Consider the following 26,929-nt stretch of genomic DNA (forward strand, 5'->3'; position numbering starts at 1 on the left):
GAGAGGAGCGGCGATGAAGGCAGTGACATGGCAGGGCAAGCGGAAGGTGAGCGTCGACACGGTCCCCGACCCGAAGATCGAGCAGCCCACCGATGCGATCATCCGTGTGACGACCACCAACATCTGCGGTTCGGATCTGCATCTGTACGAGGTGCTCGGGCCGTTCATGTCGCCGGGGGACATCCTCGGGCACGAACCCATGGGCATCGTCGAGGAGGTCGGGGCGGACGTCACGAAGATCAAACCCGGTGACCGCGTGGTCATTCCGTTCCAGATCTCGTGCGGCAGCTGTTTCATGTGCGGGGACGGCCTGTTCTCCCAGTGCGAGACCACGCAGGTGCGGGACCAGGGTTCCGGTGCGGCGCTGTTCGGGTACTCGAAGCTGTACGGGAGCGTTCCCGGCGGGCAGGCGCAGTATCTGCGTGTGCCGCATGCGGATTCGACCCACATCTCGGTTCCGGAGGGGCCGTCGGACTCGCGGTTCGTCTACCTGTCCGACGTGCTGCCCACCGCGTGGCAGGCCGTGGAGTACGCGCACGTTCCCGACGGCGGTTCGGTGACGGTGCTCGGCCTCGGACCCATCGGTGAGATGGCCGGGCGGATCGCGGTGCACCACGGCTACCGGGTGATCGGTGTCGACATGGTGCCCGAGCGGCTCGGGCGGGCCGCCACGCGCGGCATCGAGACCATCGACCTGAAGGAGGCCGGGAACTCGCTGGGCGAGATGATCCGGGACCGCACGGACGGCCGTGGCACCGATTCGGTGATCGACGCCGTCGGCATGGAGGCCCACGGGTCACCCGTCGCGACGGCGATGCAGACCGCGACGGGCCTGCTGCCCTCCGCGCTGTCGGCGCCGCTGATGACCCACGTCGGCATCGATCGTCTGCACGCCCTCTACACCGCGATCGACGTGGTACGGCGGGGCGGCACGATCTCGCTCAGCGGCGTGTACGGCGGCATGACCGACCCGATGCCGATGATGACCCTGTTCGACAAGCAGATCCGGCTGCGGATGGGTCAGGCGAACGTCAACAACTGGGTGCCGCAGATCATGCCGCTGCTCACCGACGACGATCCGCTCGGTGTGGACACCTTCGCCACGCACCGGCTGCCGCTGTCGGACGCCCCGCACGCGTACGAGATCTTCCAGCGCAAGCAGGAGGGGGCGATCAAGATCCAGCTCGAACCCTGACCGGGTTCCCGGCTTTCGGTGCCGCCGGGGTCACCCCAGGTCGGCCGCGGTGCGCGGCAGATCCTCGGTGGCGACGTCGGCGGCCTCGAAAGGCGACCGCAGCACCGTCGCGGTCGCCCAGCCCTGGGCGAGCAGGCCCGCATCCGTGTCCTCGGACTCGTCGGCCCGGATGTCGCTGAACGTCACCGTCACGAACCGGCGGTCGTCGTCGTCCGGGGTCTGGTCCGACTCGCCGATGTCGGCCTGCACGGCACCGAATGCAGCGAGCGGTGCCGTGCGCAGCCCCCGCAGCTCGCTCAGCGGGACGTCGGGCACGTTGACGTTGAGCACGGTGCCCGGCACGCCCTGGCCCAGCACCCATTGCAGGGCATGCCGGGCGATGACCTCCGCGCCGTCCCAGTGCTCGTGGACCGATCCCGCCAGGGACACGGCCAGGGCCAGACTGCCGTGGTTGGCGCCGGTCAGCGCCGCGCCGACCGTTCCGGAGTGCAGGATCGCATGACCGGTGTTGGGGCCGTGATTGATCCCGGAGAGCACGATGTCGGGCCGGGGACCGAAGGCGCCGTACATCGAGACGAAGGTGATCAGTGCCGGCGACGCCTCCACGGCGAGCACCGTCGTGTCCGGCAGGTCCGGGAACGTGCGCGGCGAGACGACGAGCCGGCCGTCCTCCTCGAGGGCGCTGAGCGAGGCGCTGGCGCCGCTGCGTTCGGCGTGTGGCGCGGCGACCACCACGTCGAGACCGGCCTCGACCGCCACCCGGCTGAGCACCGAGATGCCGTGACTGTCCACCCCGTCGTCGTTGACGATCAGCGCTCTCACGTGACTACCTCCCCTTCTTCCCCTTCGCGAACGGCCGGACCTCGACGCTCTCGGCGACCTTGGCGACGAGTTCTCGCTGCCCGGTGGCCAGCCCGTGCCGGGTGACGTTGACGGCGCCCGCGGCCGCCCCGAGCCGGAGGGCCTCGGCGAGGGGCCGCCCGGCAGCCAGCGCAGCTCCGATCCCCGCGGTCATGGAGTCGCCGGCGCCGCGGTGGTCGGCAATGTTCAGCGGCGGCGAGACGATCTCCATCAGTTCGTCGTCGACGAGCGCGAGCGCCGGGTCGCCGGCACGGGAGAGCACCACGTTCCGGGCCCCCTGGGCGACGAGTTCCTTCATCGCGGCGATCAGGTCGTCGACGTCGTCGGACCGGGCGCGACCGTCTTCGATGAGATCCTCGTGGCTGACCTTGAGCACGCTGAGGCCGCCCTCGAGCGCCGCGGTCATCGTCGGACCGGACAGATCGGCGACGACGGGGACGTTCATCGCGGTCAGGTCGGCGGCCAGCCGGGTGTAGACGTCGTGCGGTATCGCCTCGTCGCAGTGCGGGCCGCCGAGCAGCGCCACGTCCGCGTCGAGACCCTCGGACAGTGCCGCACCGAACAGGTCGTCGGCCTCGTGCCGGTTGAGTGTCGGCGGCGGGACCTCGACGATCTCCTCGCGCTCGCCGCCGCGACGGTCGTGCACGTACGAGCCGTTCTGCCCGGCGGTGACCACCGGCCGCACCGACACTCCCTCGCGTGCGATGAGATCGCTGACGACGGGACCGGTCTCGCCACCGAAGGTGCCGCACAGCCGCACGTTCAGGCCGAGGGTGGCTGCCATGCGGGCAATCCAGAACCCCTGCCCGCCGGCGTGGATGTGCAGTTCCGGGACGTCGGACGGCGACGACTCGATGGTCACGGTGAGCAGCGGGGTGGGAGCGAAAACGAAGGCGGAGGGGGCACTGTCGTCGCTGCCGTCTCGGGGCGGGGGAGTCATGCGGATCCTTCGGAGAGAGGTGGACGCGCCGCCCGTGGGGACGGGCGTGCGGTTCGGATGGCGGTGTCGGCCCGTCAGGCTGTTCCGTCGGGCGAGCCCGCGAGGACGGGATCGTAGGCGGGAGCGTTCGGCACCTCGGCCGGGCGCACGTTGGCGCCGAGCGAATACGCGAGGTGACCGCCCAGCAGGCCACCCAGCCCGATCAGTGCCGCGCCGGCGGCGCTGAGTGCCACCGCGCCGGGGGCGTTGAGTGTCACCGCGCCGGGGGCGTTGAGGGTCACCGCGCCGGGGGTGCGCCCGCGCCGTCGGCGGCGGTAGGACAGGGCCATGAGGGCCGCTCCGGTGCCGTTGACCACCGCATGGATCAGCCCGACCCGGCGCTGCACGGTGTCGGTGTGCACCCAGTCGACCCAGCCGGCCAGGACCGTCGGCGGAGTCGCCAGCAGTCCGAGCCCGATCAGCCGCCGCGCGGCCTCGGGTTGCCGCAGGGCGTCGAAGGCGACGGCCGCGGTCCATGCCCCGATGGGCACGGTCACGAGTGCCGGATGCAGTGGGTGACCCACCGGCGTCCCGTGGAGCACGGCGCCGACCGGAGTGTCCGCCAGCCGCGAGAGCTGCCTGCCCAACAGTTCGGCGGGGCCGTCCAGCCACGTCGCCGATTCCGTCCCGGAATAGAGGATCTCCATCTGCGAGCCCGTCATGCCCACGGGCATACCCGTCCCCGAGCGGGTGAAACCTGCCACGACGGGTGTACGACGCAGCCCGGTGGGGTAACTCCTGCGATCATGGGACAGCGCATCGTGATCACCGGCGCCAGCGGCAACGTCGGCACCGCCCTGCTGCGACGACTCGCTCTGCGATCGGAACCGCCGGAGATCGTCGCCGTCGCCCGCCGCGTGCCCCCGGCCACCGAACCCTACGGCGAGATGACCTGGCACAGCATCGACCTCGCCGCGCCCGACGCCGGGACCAGGCTGCGCCCGGTCGTCGAGGGCGCCGACGCCGTCGTGCACCTGGCCTGGGGCTTCCAGCCCTCGCACCGCCGGGACTACCTGCGCCGCACCGGGGTGGACGGCACCGCAGCCGTGATCGACGCCGTCCTCGCCGCGGGTGTCGGGCATCTGGTCCACATGTCCTCGGCTGCGGTGTACGCGGCCGGGGCGTACGGCCGTGCGGTCGACGAGTCGTGGCCCGCGACCGGCATCGACTCGTGCGCGTACAGCGTCGACAAGGTCGCGGCGGAGCGGCTGCTCGACCGACGCGTCGCGGACGCGGCCGCGGCGCCGACCGTCACCCGGTTCCGGCCGGGATTCATCGGTCAGTACGCGGGTGGCAGTGCGTTGCGACGCTACGCGGTGCCGGGATACGTGCCCGACCTGGTGCTCCGTCACCTACCGTTGCTGCCCGTGGACCCCGGAACGACGATCCCCGCCGTGCACGCCGACGACGTGGCCGCCGCCCTCGACGTCGCTCTGGAGCGGCGCGCACCGGGGGTGTTCAACCTCGCGACGCCCGAACCGCTGCGGGCGGCCGACATCGCCGGCGCGTTCGGGGCGCGGGCCGTCCCGCTGCCGCGGCAGGTACTGCGTGCCGTCGTCGAGGCGACCTGGCAGGCCCACCTGCAACCGATCGCCGGTGGCTGGATCGACCTGGCGTACAACACCCCGATGCTGAACTGCGACCGGGCCCGCCGGGACCTGGACTGGGAACCGACCGTCCCGGGTCCCCGGGTGTGGCGCGAGGCCATTGCGGGTATGCAGGCCGAGGCCGGCACCGACAGCCCGGTCCTGCGCAGTCGCGGACCGCTCGAGACGATGAGCGCCCTGCTCGGGCGGGGGACCGTCGGGCGCCGCGTGCCGCCGTGACCACTCGCGGCGGAGCGACGAGAGAGGGTATCGGGATGAGTGAGACGGCGCAGCGCGACACCACGGCGACGTCGCAGCAGGTGTGGGACGTCCTCGCCGACGGCTGGTCGTACGCGAGCTGGGTGGTGGGGGCCTCCCGGATCCGGGCGGTGGACGACACGTGGCCGGCGGTGGGCAGCCGCATCCACCACTCGGTGGGGGTGTGGCCCGCCCTGCTGAACGACCACACCGAGGTGGTGGAGTCGGTTCCCGGCAAGGAGCTGAAGCTGCGTGCGCGGGCGTGGCCGGCCGGACAGGCCGAGATCACCATGCGCCTGCACGAGCGACCCGGCGGTTGCCGGATCGAGATGGCGGAGAAGGCCGCCGCCGGCCCGGGTCAGCTCGTTCCCGATGCGATCCAGGCCCGGCTGGTGCTGCCGCGCAACATCGAATGCCTGCGCCGGCTCGTCCTCATGGCCGAACGCGCCACCGAGCCGAAGGGCGTCGGCGAGTGAGTACCGAGACCGTCGATGCCGTCGTCGTCGGCGCCGGTCAGAACGGCCTGACGGCCGCGGCCGTGCTCGCCGACGCCGGGTGGGACGTCCTGGTGCTCGAGGAACAGCACGAGGTCGGCGGCGCAGTCCGCACGGCGGAACTGCACCCGGGCTTCCGGATGGACCTGTTCAGCGCCTTCTATCCCCTCGCGGCGGCCTCCCCGGCCTTCCGCGCGCTCGACCTGTCCTCGCACGGGTTGCGGCTGCGCCGGGCGCCGAGGGTGTACGGGCACGCCGCCGGTCCGCACGACGAGGACGCCGCGGTGGTCTTCCCGGACGTCACCGAGACCGCGGCCGAACTCGAACGGCGGCATCCCGGCGACGGCAGCACCTGGATCCGGCTGACCGAGCAGTGGAAAGACATCCGTGAACCGTTCCTGAGCGCCCTGTTCGAACCCTTCCCGCCCGTGCGCGGCCCGGCGGGGCTGATCCGCCGACTCGGTACCGCGGACGCTCTGCGCTTCGTCCGGATGCTGGCGCTGCCGGCGCGCCGGATGTCCGAGGAATTGTTCGGTGGCGAACACGCGCGGCTGCTGCTGCTCGGCAACGCGATGCACGCCGACACTCCCGTCGACTCGGCGGGCAGCGGAATCATGGGGTACGTGCTGACCATGCTCGCGCAGGATGTGGGCTATCCGGTGCCCGAGGGCGGGGCCGGGGAGCTCGCGGCGGCCCTGGCGCGTCGCGGCGAACACAGCGGGGCCCGGATACTGTGCGGCCGGAAGGTCACCGGCATCGAGGTCGGCGGCGGCAGGGTGACCGAGGTCCGCACCGAGCAGGGCGAACGCGTCCGGGTCCGGCGGGCGGTACTGGCCGACGTGTCCGCGCCGGCGCTGTTCGGCTCGCTCCTGCCCGCGGACGCCGTGCCCGCCGCCGTCCGGGACGACCTGCGGCGCTTCGAGTGGGACACACCCGTCGTGAAGGTGAACTACGCGTTCGACCGGCCGATTCCGTGGCGCTCGCAGGCACTCGCGACGGCCGGGACCGTCCATCTCGGCGCCGACGCCGACGGTCTCGTGCACTGGTCGGCCGACCTGGCGACCGGCCGCGTGCCGGAGCACCCGTTCATCATCTTCGGTCAGATGACCACCACCGATCCGGCCCGCTCCCCGGAGGGGACGGAAAGCGCCTGGGCGTACACCCACCTGCCGCGCGGTGTCGCCGACGACGCCTCCGCCGAGGAGCTCGCCCGGCGCGTCGACGCGGAGCTCGAGGCACACGCTCCGGGGGTGCTGAGCTCGATCGTGCACCGCAGCGTGCAGCGTCCCCGCGACCTCGAGGCCGCCAACGCGAACCTGGTCGGCGGCGCGGTCAACGGCGGCACCGCTCAGATCCATCAGCAGCTCGTGTTCCGGCCGTTGCCCGGCTTCGGTGGTCCCCGCACGCCGGTCGAGGGCGTGTATCTGGCCGGATCGTCGACTCACCCCGGCGGCGGTGTGCACGGCATGTGCGGGTGGAACGCGGCCCGCGCAGCCCTGCGTGACCACGGCGTGGGCGGCAGGCTGCGCCGGCGGCTGAACGAGGCGATCTCGGACGTGCTGACGCGCAGCTGATTTCCCGATGCCGTTGCCGACGCGATTGAGCAGTCCGCCGAACGGGTATCAGTAGGCATGGGAATGCCAGTGGGAACACCGATCCGGCAGGTACACGGCCCGTCGCTCGTGCCGCAGGCGCTGCGCGAGGTGGAAGGCGGAGTCGCCGCCCTCGCCGCCGGGATCTGCGTGATCGCCGCCGTCGGTGTGGGTGTGCTCTCCGCTTCCGCACTCACGGGCGTCGGGGCCGGACTCGCCGTGGCGGCGGGCCTGTCGTTCATGCTCGGTTCGCTGACCTCGGCACCGGCCGCCGGACAGCCGGATCCGGCGCGGTCCTCGGCGGTCCGCACTCGACCGGACGGAGCCGCGGTGTCGCGACGCGGCACCGCCACCGCCACCGCCTTCCGCCGGCACCGGGTTTCGGGGGGCGTCCCGGAGGGGTACTCCCACGTATGACAACGACGTCTCGCCCGGAATTCATCGTGTCCCTCGCCCGGTCCACCTACGGGGGCCGTGCCGTCACAGCCGGGGTCCGGTAACGTGCCGGCGCCCAGGAGGGTGTGGCGACTGCCCGGTGTGTACCGCCCGCAGGAGGATTCGCATCTGCTCGCCGGAGCGCTCGACCGTGCTGCGGCACCCCCCGGCGCCAAGGTGCTCGACTTCTGCACCGGCACAGGCTTCATCGCCGTGTCGGCGGCGATGTCCGGAGCCGGGTCCGTGACGGCACTGGACATCGCCCCCCGCGCGGTCCTCGCGGCGCGCCTCAATGCGAGGTCGCGGAAGCTTCCGATCCGCGTCGTGCGCGGCGGGCTGGACGAGGCCGGCCGGCACGGACCGTTCGACGTGGTCCTGTCCAACCCGCCCTACGTTCCGCACGACGCCGATTCCGGCGACGCCCGCTGGGATGCCGGGGCCGACGGCCGGGCGGTGCTGGACCCGCTGTGTCGGAGACTGCCGAACCTGTTGTCTCCCGGCGGTTTCGCTCTCGTCGTGCATTCCGAGTTCTCCGGGGTGGACGAGACGCTCGTCCGGTTGCGCGACGCCGGTCTCAAGGCCTCCGTCGTCGCCCGGCGCCGGATTCCGTTCGGGCCCGTGATGCGCAGCCGCGCCGGATATCTGCGGACGCGCTACGAGCTGCCTGCCGGCGTCGACACCGAGGAAGTGGTGGTGATCCGTGCCGATCGAACACACTGCCCGTGAGGTAGCCACGGGTGACAGCCCCCGGGACACGTCCCCCGGGGGCGTCGCTGTGCCCGGCCTGTGCCCGGGACTGCGGGTGGAGGGTCTCGCGGCGGAGGAGCCGAGGGTCGTCCGGCTGGTCCGCGGCGGTCCCGCCCTGGTGGAAGGTCCGGTGCGCATCGTCGCCGAGGACGGCGACGAGGTGGAATCGGACCGGTTCGTCGTCGCGATCTGCCGGTGCCGTCGCAGCGAGCGGTACCCGCTGTGCGACACCAGTCACCGTCGGCCCCGGCGCGATCCGCGCTGAGTCCGGTCCACGTCCGGTCCACGTCGACCGGCCCCTGGCGCACGGCACGCACACAGCGGGGCGGGCGGTTCCTGAGGAACCGCCCGCCCCGCAACGCGTCACACGTCACGCGTCAATACCAGTACTTCCGGCCGCCGACAGCCCGGCCCGTCGCTCCGAGGATCGCCAGGATTGCGCCCACCACCAGGAGAATGATCCCGAGTGTCCACAGGATCGAGATGTTGGTGAGGAAACCCACCACGAGCAGAATCAAACCCAGAATGATCATGAGTGTCACCTCGCTGTCGGTGCCCGTTGCCGGTCGGATCCGGGCCTTGCCGAGGGGATACCCGCATCGGATGTGCCGAAACCTCACGAACCTCACACCGGTGGACAGCAGGTACTTCCCGTCGATTCGTGGCGCGCCGACGGTCCCGATGGCATTGTCTGGGGCATGCCTACTTCGGAGAACCCCGGGGACAGCGTCCCGGGCGAGTACAGCGTCGACGACGAGGACCAGTTGCAGCCGGAGGACTCCCTGATCGACCGCGGCGTCGACGACGTCCTCGACGAGGGATTCTCACCGATGGAACGACCTGTCGGCCTCGACCGGCACGAGACCCTGGACGAGCGGCTTCGTGAGGAGGAGCCCGAACGGGAGGACGAGGGCGAGAGCGAGTTCCGCAGCTCCGTCGCCGAGGCCGGCCGGACGCGCGCCGGGCGTCTCGTCGCGCCGGACGAGGGCACCGCCGAGGACGAGGACGCCGAGTTGTTCGGAACGGACGTGGGAATCGACGGGGGCGCCGCGTCCGCCGAGGAAGCGGCCGTGCACCTGATCGACGAGGAGGATTCCCGCCGGGAGGACTGAACGGCGACGGCCCGGCACCCGAGAACTCGGATGCCGGGCCGGATATCGGCCGGAGGGACGCTCAGACGGATCCGGTGCCGAGCAGGGACGATTCGTCGTTCTTCCACCGCTCGAGCAGGTACGCGGCGAGCCGGCCCTCGAGGTATTCCATCGCCTCTGCGCCGAACGCGACGTCGCCGGCACAGCGCGGATCGCGCTCGACGAGATCACCCGCCACGTCGTAGCGGAGCACCTGCTCGTGCACCGCGTCCGCCTCGATGTGCTCGGTGTAGAAGTGGATGCACGCGTCCGGCGCGCCCAGGCGTTCGAGGCCGCGTGCCATCCGGCGCGCCATCGGCGAGGAGGTGATCTCCGCGGAGGCGAACAGGCCCACGAGTTTCGGGGTGTGCGCGCGGTGCAGTCCGCACAGGGACATGAAGTTCACCGTCGCGAGCGTCTCCGCGGGCACCCGGTCCAGATAGGCCAGGTATCCCGTGTCGAGACCGGCCGCGGCGAGCAGGTCCGAGTAGAGGACCGAGTGCATGCGCTCGGCCCGGCCGCCGCCGAACTCGTCGAACTCCACCGCCACCAGCGCCGCCTTCGCCCTGCCGGTGAGCCGCGGGATGGCGAACGAGTGGGGGTCGGCCTCCTTGAGGTGGTAGACGGACCGGTGGACGAAGAACTCGCGCACCTGCTCCCACGTGCCCCGGTCACGGATGTGATGGGACACGCCCCACGCGTCCTCGGGTTCGCGGCACAGGTCGTCGAACACCCGCTGGGGATCGTCGCCCGACGGCACGTCGGCGCGCAGCCGGTCCAGGAAGAGCCGTTCGAGACCGGCTCGGACGGCCAGCGGGCCCGGCGCCCATTCCCAGCCGGCGTCGACCCCGTCGAACCCGCGGTAGGACAGTTCGTACAACACCGTCAGAGCCAGCTGGGCATCCTCGCCGTAGGGGTCGGTCCCGGCCACCTCGATCGGCCAGAGGCCGGTGTCGGCCGGACGCGCGAGCCGTTCGATCACCTGCCGGGAGACAGGCCCCCGGGCCCGGGGGAGGGCGGCGGACTGCAGCACGGCGGTCGCAGAATTCGCAGGCATGTGCGCGGATACCCGGACCCGATTCGTGCGAAACGCCGGGTGTGGGGCGGGTCCGGGCGGGTATCCGCCCGGACATGAACAGTGAAAAAAGCGACGGTGACAACAGCGACGTGGAGAACGGGACTGCATCCGGCGGCGAGGATGTCGAGCGCCCGCCGCACACGATCGATTACCCCGGTGAGACGGCCGACATGGCCGAGCAGCCCCGCGACGAGATGCGGAACTATCGGGGCCGCGACCTGCTCGCCGGCCGCAAGGCCCTGATCACCGGCGGTGACTCCGGTATCGGGCGCGCGGTGGCGGTGGCCTTCGCGAAGGAGGGCGCCGACGTCGCGATCGCCTACCTCGACGAGCACGACGACGCCGAGCACACCGCGGACCTCGTGCGGCGTGCGGGTCGTCGATGCCACCTCCTCCCGGGAGATCTCGCCGCGGCGGACCACTGCCGGGCGGTCGTCGCCGAGACGGCCGCGGCGCTCGGCGGCCTCGATCTGCTGGTCAACAACGTCGCGTACCAGGAGCCGGTGGACGACCTCACCGAACTCGACGACGCCCAGTGGCGGCGGACGTTCGCGGTGAACATCGACAGCTACTTCCACGTGACGAAGGCGGCGCTCGCCCACCTGCCGCGCGGTTCCGCGGTGATCAACACCGCCTCCATCAACGGTCTGCGGGGCAACAAGTCGCTGATCGACTACTCGGCCACCAAGGGTGCGGTGCTCGCGCTGACGTACTCGCTGGCGCAGTCGTTCCAGGACCGGGGAATCCGCATCAACTGCGTCGCGCCGGGACCGGTGTGGACGCCGCTGATCCCGGCGACCATGGATGCGGAGAAAGTCGCGACGTTCGGGCAGCAGGCCCCGTTCGGCCGGGCGGCGCAGCCGGACGAGATCGCACCCTCGTACGTGTTCTTCGCCTCCGAGACGATGTCGTCGTACTACAGCGGTGAGGTGCTCGCACCGATCGGTGGTGAGACGCTGCCGGGCTGAGCCGGGTCAGCGTCGGTATCGCCAGGGGTAGGCCACCCACAGGGTCAGGAACAGCACGACCGTGACGATGCCCCCGGCGATGCCGGCGGCGGTGTTGACCACCAGCCCGACGACCAGCACGACGACGCCGGCCATCGCGACCCCGAGCAGGAGCAGGCCCGCCATGGCGAAGCGGTGCGCCGTGACCACCAGTTCCGGGAGGCGGCGCTGCCGGAAGAGCAGGCGGTGCATACCGACGGGGGCGACGAGCAGGATGGTGGCCGTGATCGACGCCAGCACGGTGACGAGATAGACGCCGCGCTGGAAGCCGGTCAGCTCGTCGAACCGGCTCTGGAACGGCAGGGTGAGCAGGAAGCCGGTGAGGAGCTGGACGCCGGTCTGCACGACGCGCAGCTCCTGCAGCAGACTCGACCAGTTCCGGTCCAGTCGCTGCACGGGCGTCTCGTGCCGGACCCGCTTGTTCCAGTCCTCGTTCGGAACCGCTGTGGGCTGCACTCTCTCGGCATGCCCCGTACGGCGCTCGTCAAACCTCCCCGGTAGCACCACCGTCCTCTTGTGACCTGTGTCACTGTACGGGTACTGTCGGCTCCACCAGGGACAACGTCGCTCCGAGGAAAGGAGGGCGGTCATGAAGCTCAATCTGTTCGTCGCATGGACCGGCTACATGCTCGCGTTGGTCTCGATCGTGAGTCTTGCGGGTTTCCTCTACGCCGCGGGGTCCGGCAACGGCGGGTGGGCGCTCGTCGCGGGCGCGGTGTGCGTCCTCGCGGTGGCGTCGGCGATCGCGATGATCGGTAGTACCGTCCATCACGACCATCGTCTGCATCGCGAGACACCGCACCTGTTCTGACGGTTCCGCCGTCTCACGCCTCGGCCAGGCGCCGCTTCTCGAGTTCCACATCGAATCCGGCTGCCGGCCAGTCCAGGTCGAGGCGTTCGAACGCGTCGACGAGCAGTTCCATGACGGCGATGCGGCTGTACCACTTGCGGTCGCAGGGCACGACATACCAGGGGGCGTGCTCCGTCGAGGTCTTGTCCAGCATCGCCTGGTACGCCTCCTGGTAGGCGGGCCACAGCGTGCGTTCGGAGACGTCGCCGGGGTTGTACTTCCAGTGCTTGTCCCGCCGCTCGAGCCGTTCGGCCAGGCGGCGCTTCTGCTCGTCGAGCGAGACGAACATCGCCACCTTGACCAGCGTGGTCCCACTGTCGACGAGTTCACGCTCGAACTGGTTGATCTCGTCGTACCGGGTGCTCCACACGCTCTCGGGCACGAGGTTGCGGACCCGCACGACGAGCACGTCCTCGTAGTGCGAGCGGTCGAACACCCCGAGTTGTCCCGCCCGCGGCAGCGCCTTGTGGATGCGCCACAGGTAGTGGTGGCGCTTCTCCTCGGGCGTGGGTACACCGAACGACGTGTGGTCGACGCCCTGCGGATCCACGTGGCCGATGACGTTGCGGACCATGCCGCCCTTGCCGGCGGTATCCATGCCCTGCAGGATCAGCAGGATTGACCGGCGGTCCCCCGAGCGTCCGTTGGCGAACAGCATCTCCTGCAGGCGCGAGAGCACCGCCCCGCGTTCCTCGATGAGCCGTTCGCCGGTGGCCTTGTCGCCGGTGAAGCCCGGGGTTCCGTTCGTCTCGATGTCGGCGACCCTGGTCCCGGGGTGGGCACGGAGCACCTCGACGGCCGGCGCCTGCCACGGATCGGTGCTCTTGACGGTCATCTGCCGAGCGTGCCACATCCCGTGGCCGGATCAGCCGAGTTCGAGCTCGGTGTCGTCCGGGCGGGTGGGGTAGGGCGGAGCCGACATCCCGTCGACCATGTGGCTGCCCCACAGGTCCGTCTCGGTGATCCGGGCGATCGCCGGAACGGGGCCGTCGGGTCCGGGCACTGTGAGGTGGACGTCGGTGCCGGGGGAGAGGTCGGTGCCCGGCAGGGCTGCCGCGAGTCCGCGGAGACGCCCCCGCCAGCGGTAGCGGCCGCTGATCGGGTCGAATGCCCCCGAGAGCTGGACCTCCGTCGTGGCGTGCTGCTCGCCGACGGTGACCTCGGCGGGGCCGCGGTAGCCGTCGGGTTCGTCGTCGTGTGGGTCGGACATGCCCGCGACCTTACATGTAAACGTCAGTTACATAAACAGGGTCACGGGGTGCCGGCGTCCGGAAGCAGCGGGTGCGGCCGGCTCTTGAAGCGGGCCGGCGAGCCGCCGACGGCTGCGATCCCGGATATGCCGCCCCAGGTCATCATCGTGAGGTAGTCGGTCAGGTCCTCCGCCGACATCGACTTGTTGGAAATCCACCAGTGGGTGGCGAGCTGGATCGCGCCCACGATCGCGTACGCCCACGGGACGGACCCGCCCGAGTCCATCTCCAGGTGCCGCAGCCGCTCACCGATCACCGTCGCGACGAGCTCGGCGATCATCCGCTCCGAGTCGGCCACGACGTCGCGCCCGGCCGCGGCGCTGTTGGTCATCACGTACAGATACACCTCGGGATCGGAGGCGACGGTCTCGACGTAGGTGGCGATCGCGACCCGGGTCAGGTCGTACTCGTCGAGGTCCTCGGCCACCGCCGCGTAGATGCGCGGCGCCAGGATCGTCTCCACGTACCGCAGCATCGTCGCCGTGGTCAGGTCGTTCTTGTCGGTGAAGTACCGGTAGAGAACGGTCTTGGAGACACCGATCTCGGCGGCGATCTCGTCCATCCCGACGTCGCGTCCGCGGGACCGGATCGCCTTGATCGTGCCGTCGACGAGTTCCTCGCGCCGGGCGATCTTGTGTTCGTGCCAGCGACGCTTGCGGCCGTCCTGTTTGGTCGGCGCGGCGGCCGTCGGGACCGGCGTGTCGGTCGGGGACGGGGGCTGGGGAACTCGGTGGTTCGGCACTGGGTGGCACATCCGTTCGCTCGATCGTCCGTCCAGTTTAGAGGGGGCCACGCGGCCGGCCGTGCGGACGTCCCGTTCGGGGCACGACGTCCGTTTCCGCCGCGTCCGCCCTCGCCGGGCGCAGCTTCGGCACAATAGCGGAGGTGCAGCTGATGAGCATCGACGATGACGCCAAGCGCAGGGACCTGCGCCGGATGAAGGCGGTCGCCACCGGCTTCCTGCTCGTGGCGACCGCAATCTACCTGTTCTGCCGCTGGCAGGAGACGCGCGGCGCCGGCGAATGGGTGGGGTACGTGCGGGCCGCCTCCGAGGCCGGGATGGTCGGCGCGCTCGCGGACTGGTTCGCGGTCACGGCGCTGTTCCGGCATCCGCTGGGCATCCCCGTTCCGCACACGGCCATCATCAAACGGAAGAAGGATCAGCTCGGGGCGAGCCTGAGTTCGTTCGTCGGCTCCAACTTCCTCGCCCCCGAGGTGGTGTCGGCGAAGGTCGAGAACGCCCGGATCCCGCTGCGCCTGGGAACCTGGATGGCGGAGCCCGAACACGCCGAGCGGATCGCGCAGGAGACGTCGACGGTGCTGCGGGGACTCGTGACGGTCCTGCGCGAGGAGGACATCCAGCAGATCATCGACAACACCATCGTCAAGCGCATCGCCGAGCCGGAGTGGGGGCCGCCCATCGGCCGGGTGCTGTCCGAGCTGCTCGCCGAGAACCGGCAGCTGCCGCTGATCGACATGCTGGCCGAACGGGCTCACCAGTGGGCCCTCGGCAGCCAGGAGACGATCGATCGCATCATCAGCCGCGACTCGCCGTCGTGGTCGCCGAAGTTCGTGGACCTGCTGCTCGGCGAGCGGATCCACCGCGAGCTGGTCGAGTTCACCTGGAAGGTGCGGTCCGACCCCGACCACGAGGTGCGTGTGGCCGCGAACCGGTTCCTCGCCGACTACGCGCGGGACCTGCAGCACGATCCGGTCACCATCGCCAAGGCGGAGAAGGTCAAGGCGGAGATCATGGGTCGGGAGGAGGTCACCCAGCTGGCCTCCGCGACCTGGCGGGCCGCCAAGCGGATGATCCTCGAGTCGGTCGACGACCCGCACAGCACGCTGCGCACGAAGGTCACCGAGAACGTCATCCACTTCGGGGTGCGGCTGATGGAGGACCACGAGCTGCGCGGCAAGTTCGACCGCTGGCTGCTCGACGGGGCCCGGTACATCGCGGCCAACTACGCCGACGAGATCACCGCGGTCATCCGGGAGACGGTGGAGCGCTGGGACGCGGAGGAGGCCAGCCGCAAGATCGAGCTCCAGGTGGGGCGCGATCTGCAGTTCATCCGGATCAACGGCACGGTGGTCGGGTCGCTCGCCGGTCTGGCCATCTACACGTTCTCGAATCTGCTGTTCGCGTGACGTTCCACACCTGCTAGCAGAGTGCTTGCTACAGCTAGCACTTGTCGGTACAGTGGAACCGTGTCCACGAAGGAACGGGGTGAACCCGCCGACGGAGGGGACGATGACAAGGACGATGCGTCCGGCGCCACCGAGATCGCCACGCGGGTGGTCAGCACTGCCGCGCAGGACATCGGCAGTTTCATCCGCTCGCAGCGCGAGGCGGCGCAGGTGTCCCTGCGTCAGCTTTCCCAGCTCGCCGGCGTCAGCAATCCCTATCTGAGCCAGATCGAGCGAGGGCTGCGCAAGCCCTCGGCCGAGGTGCTCGGGCAGATTGCCAAGGGGCTCCGGATGTCCGCGGAGGTCCTCTACGTCCGGGCCGGGATCCTGGAGCAGCGCCCGACGAGCGCGGTGCGCGACGCGCTGCTGGCCGACGCCGTGCTCAACGAACGGCAGAAGCAGGTCCTGCTCGACATCTACGAATCGTTCTGCCGAGAGAACGGTTCCCACCCTTCCGGGGCGGACCTCTCACCCGAGGTGTCTGCACCCGAGGTATCCGCACCCGCGGCCGCTGCCCCGAACGGCGCGACCGACCCCGATCGACAGGAGAACTGACATGACCGATCCGAAGAACCTCGCCACCCCGCTGTACGCCGCTGTCGGCGCCGGCGACACCGTGGTCCAGGCGGTGGCCGACATCGTGGCTCGCACCCGCCGTCGCGCCGAGACCACCCAGACCGACGTCGGCGACCGGGTCGACAGTGCCCGGGGCCGTCTCGCCGAGTTCCAGGAGGACCTGACCGAGAACGTCGAGTCCCTGCGCGAGCGGCTCGCCGGCCTGCCGGCCGAACTGCCCGAGGATCTCGCCGAGCTGCGCGAGAAGTTCACCGCAGAGGAGCTGCGCAAGGTCGCCGAGGCCTACCTGAAGGTGGCCTCCGACATCTACACCGCACTCGCCGAGCGCGGTGAGGAGACCATCGAGCGGCTGCGCAAGCAGCCGGTCGTGGAGGAGGGCATCGGTCGCGCCGAGGCCGCGTTCGGTGACGCCGTCGAGCTCACCGAGGAGGCGCTGGGCACCGTGGCCCGACAGACCCGCGCCGTGGGCGAACAGGCCGCCCGGCTCGCGGGCCGCGCCGCCGGCCGGATCGAGGAGACCGCCGGCGACGTCGGCGAGGCCATCTCCGGGGCCGGCGAGGAGGCCGGCCTGCGGGTGCTCGACCTCGGTGGCCAGGCCCAGGAGGCGGCTTCGGAGGCCGCGGACCGGGTCGAAACCGCCGCGCTCGAGCTCGACGAGGCCGCCACCAAGGTCGAGGAGGCCGCGGAGAAGGCAGCCGCGCCGAAGACCGAGGCTCCGGCGCCCAAGACGCCGGCCAAGGCCCCCGCCAAGGCTGCGGCCAAGACGCCGGCCAAGGCGCCCGCCAAGAAGGCGGCGCCGCGCAAGACCACCGGCGCCTGATCACACCGGTCGGTAGAACCGCCGACGGCCCCCACGCGACCTCCGCGTGGGGGCCGTTGCTCGTACCATGGGAACGTGCCCAACGTCGATTCTCTCGCCGCCCTGATCATTTTCGCTCTGCAGATCGTCGCGCTCGCCGGGGCGGGTTTCGCCCTCCTGCATGCCGTGCGGCAGCCCGCCGAGGCGTTCCCCGCGGTCGACAAGCTCACCAAGCCGGTGTGGCTCGGCATCCTCGCCGCCTCGCTGCTGGTGATCGTCGTCTTCTGGGGCACCTTCATGATGCTCGGAATCATCGCGGTGATCGCCGTGAGCGTGTACCTCGTCGACGTGCGACCGCGGGTGGACGAGGTACAGCGGCCGCGCTGGTAGTTCCGCTCGGAGGCCTTGACAAGCGCCGAGCGGTTGATGACACTTCGGGTAACGGGTAATTACCGAGACGAGGTGATCGACGATGGCGCTCACCCGGACCGTCCGCACGGACGACCGTGAGGACACCGCCGAGAGGCTGCTGGCCTCCGCGGCCCGTTCCTCCTACGACCCGGCCCTCGAGATCGACTGGGACGCCCCTGTCCCCGCCGACAAGTACGGGATGACCCCCGAGTGGAGCAGCCTCTACGGCACCGCCCTGTGGGAGTCGATGAGCGAGCGGCAGCGGATCGTCCTGACCCAGCACGAGGCCGCCAGTATCGCCGGCACCGGCATCTGGTTCGAGATGATCCTGATGCAGATGCTCGTGCGCGACCTCTACCGCCGTGACCCCGCCACCGCCTACGTCCAGTTCGGGCTCACCGAGATCGCCGACGAATGCCGGCACTCGACGATGTTCGCGCGCGCGGCACAGCACTTCGGGATCCCGTCCTACCGGCCGAAACGCTGGATCCGGGAGAGCGGCCGGCTGTTCAAGGCCACGGCAGGCGGGGCCCTCGCGTTCGGTGGAACCCTGTTCGCCGAGGAGATCCTCGACGCGATGCAGCGCGACTTCATGCGCGACGAGCGGGTCCAGCCCGTCACCCGCACCGTCAGCCGCATCCACGTCGTCGAGGAGTCCCGGCACATCCGCTACGCGCGCGAGGAGATCGTCCGCCGCACCCGCCACCTGTCCCGCACCGAGCGCGTCCGCGTCCGGCTGCAGCTGGGCATCTCCGCGTACTTCGTCGTCACGAGCCTCGTGCACGACGACGTCTACGCCGCCGCGGGGCTCGACGTGGCCGAGGCCACGGCTGCGGTACGGGCCAACACGCACTACCACGACCGGCTCCGTGAGGGCGCCCGACGGACGATCGAGTTCCTCGACGGCGTGGGCCTGATCGGGGGGCCGTCGACCCTGCTGCTCCGCCGCGCCCACGTCCTGTGATCGCGGACCCGTCCCTCGGCCGTCGCGTCCCGCGACGGCCGTCGTTCCAGGAACCAGGAGAACAACACAGGTGAAGAAGCCGTCCCGCAGGACCACCCTGGCGCTCGCCGGGGTGGCCGGCGCTGCCGCCGTCGCCGGACTCGTGGCCTACCGCGCCCGCCGTCGCCGCACCGTGGTGCGCGCCGCCGACCGGCCACCGCATGCGCTGCTCGCGCCGCCCACGCTGGACCCCGACATCGTCGACCTCACCACCGACGACGGCGCTCACCTCCACATCCGCGCCTACGGCGATCCGGACGCCGACCCGATCGTGCTCAGCCACGGGTGGACGTGCAACGCCGACTACTGGATCCCGCAGATCAACGCACTCGCCGGGCGCTACCGGGTGATCACCTACGACCAGCGCGGTCACGGCCGCAGTGACCTCGGTACCCGGACCTTCGGCCCCGACGTTCTCGCCGACGATCTCGCAGCGGTCCTCGCGGCGACGGTGCCGGCCGGCCGCAGGGCAGTGCTCGCCGGGCACAGCATGGGCGGCATGAGCATCATCGCGTGGGCCGGCCGCCACCCCGAGCAGGTGCGGGAGAAGGCGTCCGGAGTGCTGCTCGCGAGCACCGGCACCGACAGCCTGCTCGCCGAGGCCGCGCTGCTGCCGCCCCGCCTGGGCCGGGTACCGGAGCCCGTCGCGCGGCGTGTTCTCGGCGCCGCCGTGCCGCTCGTCGCCTCCCCCCTGACCACCCGCGCGCTGAAGTACGTCGCCCTCGCGCCCGGCTCGAGCACCGCCGAGGTGGAGTTCTGCGAGAAGATCGTGCTCGGCTGCACCCCCCGGGCCCGGGGCAACTGGGGGACGGCGCTCAGCGCAATCGACATCCGAACGGGGCTCGAGCACCTCACCGTCCCGACCACCGTGCTGGTCGGCACCGCGGACCGCCTCACGCCGCCGGTGCACGCGCACCGGCTCGCCGAGGCCCTCGAGGCCGCCGGGCACCTCGAGCATTTCGTCGTCCTCGACGGGATCGGGCACATGAGCTCGGTCGAGGCGATCGACGCGTTCGACGACGAACTGCTGTACCTCGCCGAACGGGAGCCCGTGCAGGCAACCGCCTGACGCTCCCATCCGCGGGGGTCGCGGCACCGAACCCCCGATGTGCCGTCGACCAGAGAAGGACCCGTGACAGTGTCGGGCCACCGCGCCGCGCGTGCCCTCGCCGGACTGGTGTCGTTCGGCGTCGTCCTCGGCGTCGGCGAACTGCTCGCCGTGCTGATCGGCCCGGCGTCGTCGCCGTTCTACGCAGTCGGCGCCACGACCGTGGACCGGGCGCCCGCGTGGGCCCGCGAGTTCGCGATCGACACCTTCGGAACGTCGGACAAACCGGCGTTGTTCATCGGCATGTCGGTGATCCTCGCGGTGCTCGCCGTGGTGGCGGGGCTGCTCGAACAGCCCCGCCGCCCGCGTGGCGGCGTCGTCCTCGCGGTCCTGGCCGCCGTCGGCGGGTACGCGGCGCTGAGCCGGCCGGGCGCCACCGCCGTCGCCGCGCTGCCCACGGTCGTCGGCGCCGTCGCGGGCGCGGTGCTGCTGCAGTACGCCGTCCGGCTCCTTGCCGCATCCGGCGTCCGCGACGACGGGACGGTCACCCCGGCGGCGTGGCCGCGCCGCCGGTTCCTCACGGTGCTCGGCACCGCGGCCGCCGTGGCCGTGGCCGCCGGCGCCGCCGGCCGGCGCCTCACCGACCGGCTGGCGCGGGCCGTCGAGGACCGTGCCCGGTTCCTGATCCCGCGGCCGGCTCGGGCCGCCGCTCCCGTGCCGGCGGGCACCGAGGTGACGGTCCCCGGCGCGACCCCCTTCCTCACCTCGCCGGCGGAGTTCTACCGCATCGACACCGCACTGCGGGTGCCGCGGTTGCGCACCGCGGACTGGCAGCTGCGCATCCACGGCATGGTCGAGCGGGAGGTGACGCTCACCTGGGACGATCTGGCCGCGTTCGAACCCGTCGAACGGATCCTCACCCTCACCTGCGTGTCCAACGAGGTCGGGGGCGACCTGGCCGGCAACGCCCGCTGGATCGGATACCGGATGCGCGACCTGCTCGCGCGGGCCGGAGTCCGGGCCGACGCCGACATGCTCCTGTCCACCAGCGCCGACGGCTTCACCTGCGGCACCCCCGTCGACGCCGTCCTCGACGGCCGCGACGCCCTGCTCGCCGTCGCGATGAACGGCGAACCGCTGCCGTTCGAACACGGATACCCGGCCCGGCAGGTGGTACCGGGCCTGTACGGCTACGTCTCCGCCACCAAGTGGGTCGTCGACTGGGAACTGACCCGCTTCGACCGGGCCGAGGCCTACTGGACGAAACGCGGCTGGGCCGAGCAGGCCCCCGTCCGGACCGCCTCACGCATCGACGTTCCCGCCGCCTTCGGCCGGCTCGGGTCCGGGCCCGTGGTCGTCGCCGGTACCGCGTGGGCGCAGCATCGCGGCATCGACCGCGTCGAGGTCCGTGTCGACGGCGGCCCCTGGAACGAGGCCGTGCTCGCCGAGGAGTACTCGCTCGACACGTGGCGGCAGTGGACGTGGCGCTGGGATGCGACGCCCGGCACGCACACCCTCGAGGTGCGTGCCACCGACGGGGAGGGCCGGGTGCAGGACGAGCAGCGCCGCCCGCCGATCCCCGACGGCGCCACCGGCTGGCACAGCCGCACCGTCACCGTGGGCTGACCGGCGGATCCCGCGTCGTCAGCTGAAGACGACGGTCTTGCTGCCGTGCACCAGCACCCGGTCCTCGAGGTGCCAGCGCAGACCGCGGGCCAGCACCAGCTTCTCGACGTCCCGTCCGAGGCGCACCATGTCGCCGACGGTGTCGGCGTGACCGACGCGCACCACGTCCTGCTCGATGATCGGGCCGGCGTCCAGCTCGGGGGTCACGTAGTGGCACGTCGCGCCGATCAGCTTCACACCGCGTGCGAAGGCCTGATGGTAGGGGCGTGCGCCGATGAACGACGGCAGGAAGCTGTGGTGGATGTTGATCGCCCGGCCCGCCCAGTGCTCGCACAACTCGGGCGGCAGGATCTGCATGAACCGCGCGAGCACGACCGCGTGCGGGTCGTGCACGTCGACGAGTTTGCGCACCTGCTCGAACGCGGGCCCGCGCTGCTGCGGATCCTTGGGGAAGGACACGTAGTGGAAGTCGATGCCGTGCCGGCGGGTCACCCGCTCGAGGTCGGGATGGTTCCCCACGACCGCACAGATCTCCGCGTTCAGCTCGCCGGCGGCCACCCGGCCCAGGATGTCGTGCAGGCAGTGGCCTTCCTTGCTGACGAGGAGCACCACCCGCTTGGTCTCGCCGGTGTCCTGCAGCGTCCACTCGGTTTCCGGGCCCAGTTCCGCCGCGACGGTCGCGAATCGCTCGCGCAGTTCGTCGAGGCCGAGCGGAATGGAGGAGGCGCGCACCGCCTGACGAGTGAAGAACCAGCCGCTGTCGGGGTCCGCGTGGTAGCCGGCTTCGACGATCGAGCCGCCCACGTCCGCGAGGAAGGTCGAGATGCGGGCGACGATGCCGGTGGCGTCGGGGCAGCCCAGTGACAGTACATACCGACGGTCGTCGGACGAGGCAGCGGAGGTCATGCCGTCCAGTCTCTCAGGTGGGATCCCGGCCCCACCCGACCGGTCACACCGTCGCGGGGGGCCGCCGGACCGTGGCGGTCCCGACGAGGGTCGTCGCGTCGATCGTGTGGATGCCGCGCTCGGTGACGGCCGCGAGGAATTCGGCGCGCACCGCGGCGACCGCGTCGGCGTCGAGCCCGGCCAGGACCGCCCGCAAGCCCGATCCGGTCACCAGTGCCCAGCACAGCTCGTCGGTGGCGGGGAGCAGGTTCGACAGGGTGCGTACCTCCACCGAGTGGGTGCCGGCGGCCGCGAGCCACGCCTCGAGGGTGCGCGGCAGATCGATCGTGTGCAGCGGCGTCCGGTCCCGCAGCGACGGCCGGCCGGCCACCGCCGGGTTGCGCAGGCCGACGACGTCGAACAGCGTCGCGCTGATCTCCTCCATCGCCCCGGCCCGCCATACGGTCACACCGACCCGGCCGCCGTGCCGCACCAGGCCCACCAGACGATCGAACGTCGCGTCCATGCGGGGCAGCAGGAACACCCCGTAGGAGACGGCGAGCGCGTCGTACCCGTCCTCCGGGACCGCGGACGGCGGTTCCCACGTGGTGGCGTCCGCGCACACGAAGTCGATGTTCTGCAGCGCCCGCTCGGCGGCGACGAGCCGGCCGATCTCGAGCAGGTCGTCGGCGACGTCGATCGCGTGGACCCGGCCGGTCGGTCCCACCGCCGCCGCAGCGGGCAGCGCCGAGGCGCCGGCGCCGCAGCACACGTCCAGCACCGTCGCGCCGGGACCGGGCCCGAGCTGGAAGATCAGCGCCTGCCCGGCCGGACCCCACACCGTCGGGGTGAGCCGGTCGAAGTCGCCGCTCGCGTCGTCGAAGGTGCTCGCGAGCCGTGCCGTCTCGTCCACTGCGTCGGCCATGCCTGGTCCTCGGGTTCTCGAAGCCGGGGCCGGAGCCCCGGACGCCCAGCGGTGCAGCCGATACCTTATGGCAATACCGAACGTTTCAGTTCCGTAGGCTGGATGGCCCCTTCGCGTCCGGTGAGACGAGTGCGGTGCGGCGGCGAGGACGGGGATGCCGGTCGTGACCGTCTTCCGGGCGACAGGAAGCGTTGGGCGAGTTCGACGTCGGAGCCGGGGTGCGCATGGTCACCGCCGGCGCGGTGCCGTTCACCCGCGCAGGACCTCGCGCTCCTCGCCGGCAGGGAATCACCCGGGAATCCGGCCCCAGCCGTGGAGAGAACCGGCCCGTCGGCACGACGGACTTCGCGCGGGCGGCGCCTAGAATCGGAAGCAATCCGAGGTGGCGTCATGATCAGGTCCGCAGATCACCGGCCGGCAGAACCGGCCACCGGCAGTGCCGCGGTACACCTCCCGGAGTGCCGGGCGCAGTCCGAAGACCGGGTGCACAGTGTCCGGTGACGCCGCTGCACGTTCCGCTGATCCGCCCCCGAGGGAGCTCGCGGACGAATTGGGCGCGGCCGGTTTCGTCGAGCCGCGGGTGGCAGGGCGGGGAGGGTTCGGCATCGTCTACCGCTGTCGTCAGCCCGCCCTCGACCGAGTGGTAGCGGTCAAGGTGATGAGCCCCAGTCCGGACGAGACCGACCGCGTGCGGTTTCTGCGCGAGCAGCAGGCGATGGGCCGGCTGTCGGGGCATCCGAACATCGTGCACGTGCTCGAGGCCGGCGTCACCCGTACCGGGCGTCCCTTCATCGTGATGCCGTTCCACCGCCGGGACTCCCTCGAAGCGTGGATCGACCGGCGCGGGGCCCGCACGGTCGCCGAGGTTCTCGACATCGGCATCAAGGTGGCCGGGGCGCTCGAGACGGCGCATCGGGCGGGTGTCCTGCACCGCGACGTCAAACCGGCGAACATCCTGATCTCCGAGTACGGCGAACCGCAACTGACCGATTTCGGGATCGCCCGGCTGTCGGATCGGCAGGACACCACGCGGGGCTTGGTGGTGGGCTCGCCCGCCTACACCGCGCCGGAGCTGCTGCACGGGCAGTCTCCGTCGGTCGTCTCGGACGTCTACGGACTCGGCGCCACCTTGTTCACCGCTCTGGCCGGCCGGCCTGCCTACGCGCGCCGCCGTGGGGAGGAACTGGTGGCGCAGCTGCTGCGGATCAGCACCGAACCGATTCCGGATCTGCGCGAGCGGGATGTTCCGGAGGGGGTGTGTGCGGTGATCGAGCAGGCGATGGCCCGGGAGCCCGCCCACCGTTTCGGTACGGCGGCGGCGTTGGGGGAGGCGCTGCGCAGCGCCGGGACCGATCTCGGTTACCTCGTTGCCGACCTGCCGCTGCCGTTGGCCTGGGACGAGGAGAGCCCACCGCAGCAGGAAGGTCGCGAATCCCCCGCGACCGCGGCGTATCTGCGCCTCGACCCGTCGGCTGGTGGATCCGTGCCCGCTCGTCCGCCCGCCGCGGCGACCAAGTACCGTCCACCGGTCGCGGCTCATGCGATGGTGCAGCGCACCCGGTTGCTCGACCGGCTCGGTACCGCGACCCGGGCGCGACTGATCTTGATCCACGGCCCGGCCGGATACGGCAAGACCACCGTGGCCGCCCAGTACGTGCGGATGCTCGAGCACGACGGTGGCAAGACCGCGTGGTTGTCGATCGACGAGGACGACAACACCCCCGCCTGGTTTCTCGCGCATCTCGTCGATGCGGTCACGGTGACCCTGCCCCGGCTGGGCAGAGAGCTGACCCGTGTCCTGGAGGGACACGGGGAGGGTGCCGAGCGGTTCGTGCTGACCACCCTCATCAACCGGACACACACGGGCGGGCAGCACATCGCGGTGGTACTCGACGACTGGCACCGGGTGACCAACCCCGCCAGCCGGGCCATCGCCCGGTTCCTGCTCGAGCAAGGGTGCCACCACTTGCAGCTGGTCGTCACCAGCCGGGCCCGGCAGGGTCTGCCGCTGAGCGGCCTGCGCGTGCACAACGAGTTGATCGAGATCGACGCCGCCGCATTGCGCTTCGATGTCGACGAGTCCCGCGAGCTGCTCACCGGTACTACCGGATTGACCATGGAGGACAAAGACATTGCCGAGCTCGAGGAAACAACCGATGGGTGGGCGGCGGCCCTGCAGCTGGCCTCGCTGGCACTACGCGAACACCATGACCCCCGGACGGTCATCCGCCAGCTGTCGGGCCGGCATCGCGCCCTCGGCGAGTACCTCGCCGAAAACGTCCTCGACAGCCTCGAACCGGACCTGCTCGACTTCCTGTTGGCCACCGCGGTCAGCGAACGCACGTGCGCAGCCCTGGCCACCGCCCTGACCGGCCGCCGGGACGCCCAGGCCGTGCTCGAGGACGTCGAAGACCGGGACCTGTTCCTCACCCGGCTCGACGAGGAAGGACAGTGGTTCCGTTACCACCACCTGTTCACCGACTATCTACGCCGCCGGCTCGAACGAGGCGACCCGGAACGGCTGCACGAGCTGCACCGGACCGCGGCCCGGTGGTTCGCCGATCAACGCCTGTCGAGTGCGGCGGTCGATCATTTCCGCGCTGCCGGCGACGACGACGCGGCGATCGACGTGGTCGAGCGGGAAGCGATCCCACTGCTCGAACAATCCCGGATGAACACTCTGCTCGGGTTGGAGACCAAGCTACCGACGACCGCCGGCGCGATGCGGCCACGCCTGCAGCTGGCGGTGGCCTGGGCGCACGCACTGCTACACCACCGCACTGCGGCCAACGACGCCCTCAGCCGCCTCGAGACAGTGCTGCCGACCGTGCCCGGCGACGAAGAGGCTGACGCCCGGGCCGAGGCCTCTCTCATCCGGGCCACCATCACCGTCTTCGACGACCGTCTCGACCACCTCGGCGAGGCACTCGAGGCATGCATCGCCCGCGCCGACAGACTCCGTCCGTGGATTCTGTGCGGTGTTGCCGATGTGGCCTCGTTCCGCGAGATCCAGCGGTTCGACTTCGACGAGGCCCGGCGCTGGCAGCAATGGGCACGCCCGTATCACCGCCGCGCCTCCGGGCCGTTCAGTGTCATCTACGGCTATTGCCTCGATGCGGTGGCCGCACGGGAACAACTCGATCTCGACGGCGCCGAGACGAGCCTGCGCCACGCCATGCACCTGGCCACCGCTTCCGACGAAGACAATTCCTACAGCTCCCGCCTCACCGGTGCCCTCCTCGGGGAAATGCTGTACGAACAGGGAAACCTCGCCGAGGCCGAAGGCCTGCTCGACGAGAGCTACAGCCTCGGCGCCGAAGGCGGAACCGTCGAGTTCATGCTCGCCACGTACGTCATCGGCGCTCGCCTGAAGCATCGCCTGGGGCAGCACGAACAGGCCGCCGAGCGACTGGCCGAAGGGGAGCGGCTGGCACTGTCACTGCAACTGCCCCGTCTGGCGGTGCATATCACCAACGAGCGCATCCGGACCGGCATCGGGATACCGCAGGTCTCCCCGGACGCCTTCCCTGCCGGGCTTCCGAGCGACGTTCCTGACGGGATCGCCCAGGTCACGGCCGAGACCACGGAAGAGGCGGCAATCCGGCTGCTGCTCGCCGCCGGCTCCGACAGTGACCGGACACACGCGTGCCGGCGCGCCCGAATCCTCACCGAGTCGATCAGCGCCACCGACCGGCCCCGAGCGTCCCTCTATGCCCGCTTGCTGCTGACCGAGTGCCTTGTCACGGTCGGCTCACTCGCGGAAGCGGAACGAGTGTTGCTGCCCGTCCTCGAGCAGTGTGCACGGTCGGGGTTGGTCCAGCCGGTCCTCGATACCGGACCCGCTGTGCGAGAACTCGTTCGGCGGGTCGGTGCGGACCGGCACGGCCGCAGCATCAGCCCCGCCCTCGGCCACTTCCTCGATCGGCTGCACACAGCACCACGGCCGTCCGCAACACCGGAGGACACGTGAGTCCTCCCACCCCGGGGAACACCGGATCGAGCGCATC

General features: G+C 71.0%; 29 protein-coding genes. 18 read left to right on the plus strand and 11 right to left on the minus strand.

Annotated elements, in window-relative coordinates; genetic code table 11:
- Positions 1 to 13: 13 nt before the first annotated feature.
- On the plus strand, positions 14 to 1,195 hold the full coding sequence (locus RR3_RS11805) for a zinc-dependent alcohol dehydrogenase (RefSeq protein WP_010592152.1): 1,182 nt from the start codon (positions 14 to 16) through the stop codon (positions 1,193 to 1,195).
- A gap of 30 nt (positions 1,196 to 1,225) precedes the next feature.
- On the opposite strand, the gene surE is transcribed toward RR3_RS11805, so the two are convergent.
- From surE to RR3_RS11820, 3 genes are all read right to left on the minus strand, one after another.
- A complete protein-coding gene (surE, locus tag RR3_RS11810) occupies positions 1,226 to 2,017 on the minus strand; it encodes a 5'/3'-nucleotidase SurE (protein ID WP_010592151.1) in 792 nt (263 codons plus the stop codon).
- Between the two features lie 4 nt (positions 2,018 to 2,021).
- Positions 2,022 to 2,996 (minus strand): PfkB family carbohydrate kinase, encoded by a 975-nt coding sequence (locus RR3_RS11815; RefSeq protein ID WP_064065791.1) that lies wholly within the window; start codon positions 2,994 to 2,996, stop codon positions 2,022 to 2,024.
- Between the two features lie 74 nt (positions 2,997 to 3,070).
- Positions 3,071 to 3,709, minus strand: a complete 639-nt coding sequence (locus RR3_RS11820) for a DUF2231 domain-containing protein (protein ID WP_082900273.1) — start codon at positions 3,707 to 3,709, stop codon at positions 3,071 to 3,073.
- 72 nt (positions 3,710 to 3,781) lie between these two features.
- Between RR3_RS11820 and RR3_RS11825 the strand changes: the two genes are divergently transcribed.
- From RR3_RS11825 to RR3_RS11850, 6 genes are all read left to right on the plus strand, one after another.
- Positions 3,782 to 4,861 carry an NAD-dependent epimerase/dehydratase family protein gene (locus RR3_RS11825; protein ID WP_010592148.1) on the plus strand — a complete coding sequence of 360 codons (1,080 nt, stop codon included), beginning with the start codon at positions 3,782 to 3,784 and terminating at the stop codon, positions 4,859 to 4,861.
- A 35-nt stretch (positions 4,862 to 4,896) separates the two neighbouring features.
- Positions 4,897 to 5,355 carry an SRPBCC family protein gene (locus tag RR3_RS11830; RefSeq protein WP_017681238.1) on the plus strand — a complete coding sequence of 153 codons (459 nt, stop codon included), beginning with the start codon at positions 4,897 to 4,899 and terminating at the stop codon, positions 5,353 to 5,355.
- Complete coding sequence (locus RR3_RS11835) at positions 5,352 to 6,947, plus strand: phytoene desaturase family protein (RefSeq protein ID WP_017681237.1); 1,596 nt, start codon at positions 5,352 to 5,354, stop codon at positions 6,945 to 6,947. Before RR3_RS11830 ends, RR3_RS11835 begins: the two co-directional genes overlap by 4 nt.
- Positions 6,948 to 7,010: 63 nt before the next feature.
- Entirely contained in the window at positions 7,011 to 7,382 is a 372-nt protein-coding gene (locus RR3_RS11840; protein WP_235435230.1) for a hypothetical protein, read from the plus strand.
- Positions 7,383 to 7,484: 102 nt separating this feature from the next.
- Entirely contained in the window at positions 7,485 to 8,126 is a 642-nt protein-coding gene (locus tag RR3_RS11845; RefSeq protein WP_017681235.1) for a HemK2/MTQ2 family protein methyltransferase, read from the plus strand.
- A 76-nt stretch (positions 8,127 to 8,202) separates the two neighbouring features.
- Positions 8,203 to 8,412 (plus strand): CDGSH iron-sulfur domain-containing protein, encoded by a 210-nt coding sequence (locus RR3_RS11850; protein ID WP_040270934.1) that lies wholly within the window; start codon positions 8,203 to 8,205, stop codon positions 8,410 to 8,412.
- A 112-nt stretch (positions 8,413 to 8,524) separates the two neighbouring features.
- On the opposite strand, the gene RR3_RS24905 is transcribed toward RR3_RS11850, so the two are convergent.
- Positions 8,525 to 8,680, minus strand: a complete 156-nt coding sequence (locus tag RR3_RS24905; protein ID WP_003937495.1) for a DUF6131 family protein — start codon at positions 8,678 to 8,680, stop codon at positions 8,525 to 8,527.
- A 165-nt stretch (positions 8,681 to 8,845) separates the two neighbouring features.
- On the opposite strand from RR3_RS24905, the gene RR3_RS11860 reads away from it, so the two are divergent.
- A complete protein-coding gene (locus RR3_RS11860; RefSeq protein WP_064065790.1) occupies positions 8,846 to 9,259 on the plus strand; it encodes a DUF5709 domain-containing protein in 414 nt (137 codons plus the stop codon).
- 61 nt (positions 9,260 to 9,320) lie between these two features.
- On the opposite strand, the gene RR3_RS11865 is transcribed toward RR3_RS11860, so the two are convergent.
- A complete protein-coding gene (locus RR3_RS11865; protein WP_064065789.1) occupies positions 9,321 to 10,334 on the minus strand; it encodes an iron-containing redox enzyme family protein in 1,014 nt (337 codons plus the stop codon).
- A 74-nt stretch (positions 10,335 to 10,408) separates the two neighbouring features.
- On the opposite strand from RR3_RS11865, the gene RR3_RS11870 reads away from it, so the two are divergent.
- Positions 10,409 to 11,323 (plus strand): SDR family oxidoreductase, encoded by a 915-nt coding sequence (locus tag RR3_RS11870; RefSeq protein WP_371851033.1) that lies wholly within the window; start codon positions 10,409 to 10,411, stop codon positions 11,321 to 11,323.
- 6 nt (positions 11,324 to 11,329) lie between these two features.
- Here RR3_RS11870 and RR3_RS11875 read toward each other — a convergent pair whose 3' ends face one another.
- Positions 11,330 to 11,818 carry a DUF6328 family protein gene (locus tag RR3_RS11875; RefSeq protein WP_010592139.1) on the minus strand — a complete coding sequence of 163 codons (489 nt, stop codon included), beginning with the start codon at positions 11,816 to 11,818 and terminating at the stop codon, positions 11,330 to 11,332.
- Positions 11,819 to 11,951: 133 nt separating this feature from the next.
- Between RR3_RS11875 and RR3_RS11880 the strand changes: the two genes are divergently transcribed.
- Positions 11,952 to 12,173 carry a hypothetical protein gene (locus RR3_RS11880; RefSeq protein WP_010592138.1) on the plus strand — a complete coding sequence of 74 codons (222 nt, stop codon included), beginning with the start codon at positions 11,952 to 11,954 and terminating at the stop codon, positions 12,171 to 12,173.
- A gap of 13 nt (positions 12,174 to 12,186) precedes the next feature.
- On the opposite strand, the gene RR3_RS11885 is transcribed toward RR3_RS11880, so the two are convergent.
- The 3 genes from RR3_RS11885 to RR3_RS11895 are packed head-to-tail and all read right to left on the minus strand — an operon-like array spanning position 12,187 to position 14,204.
- Positions 12,187 to 13,047, minus strand: coding sequence for a PPK2 family polyphosphate kinase (locus RR3_RS11885; RefSeq protein ID WP_010592137.1), 861 nt, complete (start codon positions 13,045 to 13,047; stop codon positions 12,187 to 12,189).
- Between the two features lie 30 nt (positions 13,048 to 13,077).
- Positions 13,078 to 13,422, minus strand: a complete 345-nt coding sequence (locus RR3_RS11890; protein WP_010592136.1) for a DUF4873 domain-containing protein — start codon at positions 13,420 to 13,422, stop codon at positions 13,078 to 13,080.
- 41 nt (positions 13,423 to 13,463) lie between these two features.
- Complete coding sequence (locus RR3_RS11895; protein WP_040270853.1) at positions 13,464 to 14,204, minus strand: TetR/AcrR family transcriptional regulator; 741 nt, start codon at positions 14,202 to 14,204, stop codon at positions 13,464 to 13,466.
- Positions 14,205 to 14,356: 152 nt separating this feature from the next.
- Here RR3_RS11895 and RR3_RS11900 point away from each other — a divergent pair, with 152 nt between their 5' ends.
- The 7 genes from RR3_RS11900 (at position 14,357) to RR3_RS11930 (ending at position 21,112) form a co-directional block, all read left to right on the plus strand.
- The gene (locus RR3_RS11900; RefSeq protein WP_225222515.1) at positions 14,357 to 15,610 is read left to right on the plus strand and encodes a DUF445 domain-containing protein; all 1,254 of its coding nucleotides are present in this window, start codon (positions 14,357 to 14,359) and stop codon (positions 15,608 to 15,610) included.
- Between the two features lie 60 nt (positions 15,611 to 15,670).
- Entirely contained in the window at positions 15,671 to 16,204 is a 534-nt protein-coding gene (locus RR3_RS11905; RefSeq protein WP_010592133.1) for a helix-turn-helix domain-containing protein, read from the plus strand.
- A 1-nt stretch (position 16,205) separates the two neighbouring features.
- Positions 16,206 to 17,045 (plus strand): hypothetical protein, encoded by an 840-nt coding sequence (locus RR3_RS11910; RefSeq protein WP_064065788.1) that lies wholly within the window; start codon positions 16,206 to 16,208, stop codon positions 17,043 to 17,045.
- 75 nt (positions 17,046 to 17,120) lie between these two features.
- Positions 17,121 to 17,414, plus strand: a complete 294-nt coding sequence (locus RR3_RS11915; protein WP_003937507.1) for a DUF2516 family protein — start codon at positions 17,121 to 17,123, stop codon at positions 17,412 to 17,414.
- 82 nt (positions 17,415 to 17,496) lie between these two features.
- On the plus strand, positions 17,497 to 18,399 hold the full coding sequence (locus RR3_RS11920) for an AurF N-oxygenase family protein (protein WP_010592131.1): 903 nt from the start codon (positions 17,497 to 17,499) through the stop codon (positions 18,397 to 18,399).
- Between the two features lie 70 nt (positions 18,400 to 18,469).
- On the plus strand, positions 18,470 to 19,507 hold the full coding sequence (locus RR3_RS11925) for an alpha/beta fold hydrolase (RefSeq protein WP_017681229.1): 1,038 nt from the start codon (positions 18,470 to 18,472) through the stop codon (positions 19,505 to 19,507).
- Positions 19,508 to 19,570: 63 nt separating this feature from the next.
- Positions 19,571 to 21,112, plus strand: coding sequence for a molybdopterin-dependent oxidoreductase (locus tag RR3_RS11930; protein WP_082335476.1), 1,542 nt, complete (start codon positions 19,571 to 19,573; stop codon positions 21,110 to 21,112).
- A gap of 18 nt (positions 21,113 to 21,130) precedes the next feature.
- On the opposite strand, the gene purU is transcribed toward RR3_RS11930, so the two are convergent.
- Complete coding sequence (gene purU / locus RR3_RS11935; RefSeq protein WP_017681766.1) at positions 21,131 to 22,018, minus strand: formyltetrahydrofolate deformylase; 888 nt, start codon at positions 22,016 to 22,018, stop codon at positions 21,131 to 21,133.
- A 43-nt stretch (positions 22,019 to 22,061) separates the two neighbouring features.
- The gene (locus RR3_RS11940; RefSeq protein WP_017681767.1) at positions 22,062 to 22,922 is read right to left on the minus strand and encodes a class I SAM-dependent methyltransferase; all 861 of its coding nucleotides are present in this window, start codon (positions 22,920 to 22,922) and stop codon (positions 22,062 to 22,064) included.
- 490 nt (positions 22,923 to 23,412) lie between these two features.
- On the opposite strand from RR3_RS11940, the gene RR3_RS11945 reads away from it, so the two are divergent.
- Complete coding sequence (locus RR3_RS11945; protein WP_443096429.1) at positions 23,413 to 26,892, plus strand: protein kinase domain-containing protein; 3,480 nt, start codon at positions 23,413 to 23,415, stop codon at positions 26,890 to 26,892.
- Positions 26,893 to 26,929 lie beyond the last annotated feature (37 nt).

The sequence above is a fragment of the Rhodococcus ruber NBRC 15591 genome (assembly GCF_001894945.1).
Lineage (GTDB): Bacteria > Actinomycetota > Actinomycetes > Mycobacteriales > Mycobacteriaceae > Rhodococcus > Rhodococcus ruber.

What these genes read in the sequence shown, in the direction of transcription:
- RR3_RS11805 (WP_010592152.1), top strand. Translation starts at nt 14, where the DNA reads ATGAAGGCAGTGACATGGCAGGGCAAGCGGAAGGTGAGCGTCGACACG.
- RR3_RS11815 (WP_064065791.1), bottom strand. Translation starts at nt 2,996, where the DNA reads ATGACTCCCCCGCCCCGAGACGGCAGCGACGACAGTGCCCCCTCCGCC.
- RR3_RS11820 (WP_082900273.1), bottom strand. Translation starts at nt 3,709, where the DNA reads ATGCCCGTGGGCATGACGGGCTCGCAGATGGAGATCCTCTATTCCGGG.
- RR3_RS11825 (WP_010592148.1), top strand. Translation starts at nt 3,782, where the DNA reads ATGGGACAGCGCATCGTGATCACCGGCGCCAGCGGCAACGTCGGCACC.
- RR3_RS11830 (WP_017681238.1), top strand. Translation starts at nt 4,897, where the DNA reads ATGAGTGAGACGGCGCAGCGCGACACCACGGCGACGTCGCAGCAGGTG.
- RR3_RS11840 (WP_235435230.1), top strand. Translation starts at nt 7,011, where the DNA reads ATGCCAGTGGGAACACCGATCCGGCAGGTACACGGCCCGTCGCTCGTG.
- RR3_RS24905 (WP_003937495.1), bottom strand. Translation starts at nt 8,680, where the DNA reads ATGATCATTCTGGGTTTGATTCTGCTCGTGGTGGGTTTCCTCACCAAC.
- RR3_RS11860 (WP_064065790.1), top strand. Translation starts at nt 8,846, where the DNA reads ATGCCTACTTCGGAGAACCCCGGGGACAGCGTCCCGGGCGAGTACAGC.
- RR3_RS11865 (WP_064065789.1), bottom strand. Translation starts at nt 10,334, where the DNA reads ATGCCTGCGAATTCTGCGACCGCCGTGCTGCAGTCCGCCGCCCTCCCC.
- RR3_RS11870 (WP_371851033.1), top strand. Translation starts at nt 10,409, where the DNA reads ATGAACAGTGAAAAAAGCGACGGTGACAACAGCGACGTGGAGAACGGG.
- RR3_RS11880 (WP_010592138.1), top strand. Translation starts at nt 11,952, where the DNA reads ATGAAGCTCAATCTGTTCGTCGCATGGACCGGCTACATGCTCGCGTTG.
- RR3_RS11885 (WP_010592137.1), bottom strand. Translation starts at nt 13,047, where the DNA reads ATGACCGTCAAGAGCACCGATCCGTGGCAGGCGCCGGCCGTCGAGGTG.
- RR3_RS11890 (WP_010592136.1), bottom strand. Translation starts at nt 13,422, where the DNA reads ATGTCCGACCCACACGACGACGAACCCGACGGCTACCGCGGCCCCGCC.
- RR3_RS11900 (WP_225222515.1), top strand. Translation starts at nt 14,357, where the DNA reads ATGAGCATCGACGATGACGCCAAGCGCAGGGACCTGCGCCGGATGAAG.
- RR3_RS11910 (WP_064065788.1), top strand. Translation starts at nt 16,206, where the DNA reads ATGACCGATCCGAAGAACCTCGCCACCCCGCTGTACGCCGCTGTCGGC.
- RR3_RS11920 (WP_010592131.1), top strand. Translation starts at nt 17,497, where the DNA reads ATGGCGCTCACCCGGACCGTCCGCACGGACGACCGTGAGGACACCGCC.
- purU (WP_017681766.1), bottom strand. Translation starts at nt 22,018, where the DNA reads ATGACCTCCGCTGCCTCGTCCGACGACCGTCGGTATGTACTGTCACTG.
- RR3_RS11940 (WP_017681767.1), bottom strand. Translation starts at nt 22,922, where the DNA reads ATGGCCGACGCAGTGGACGAGACGGCACGGCTCGCGAGCACCTTCGAC.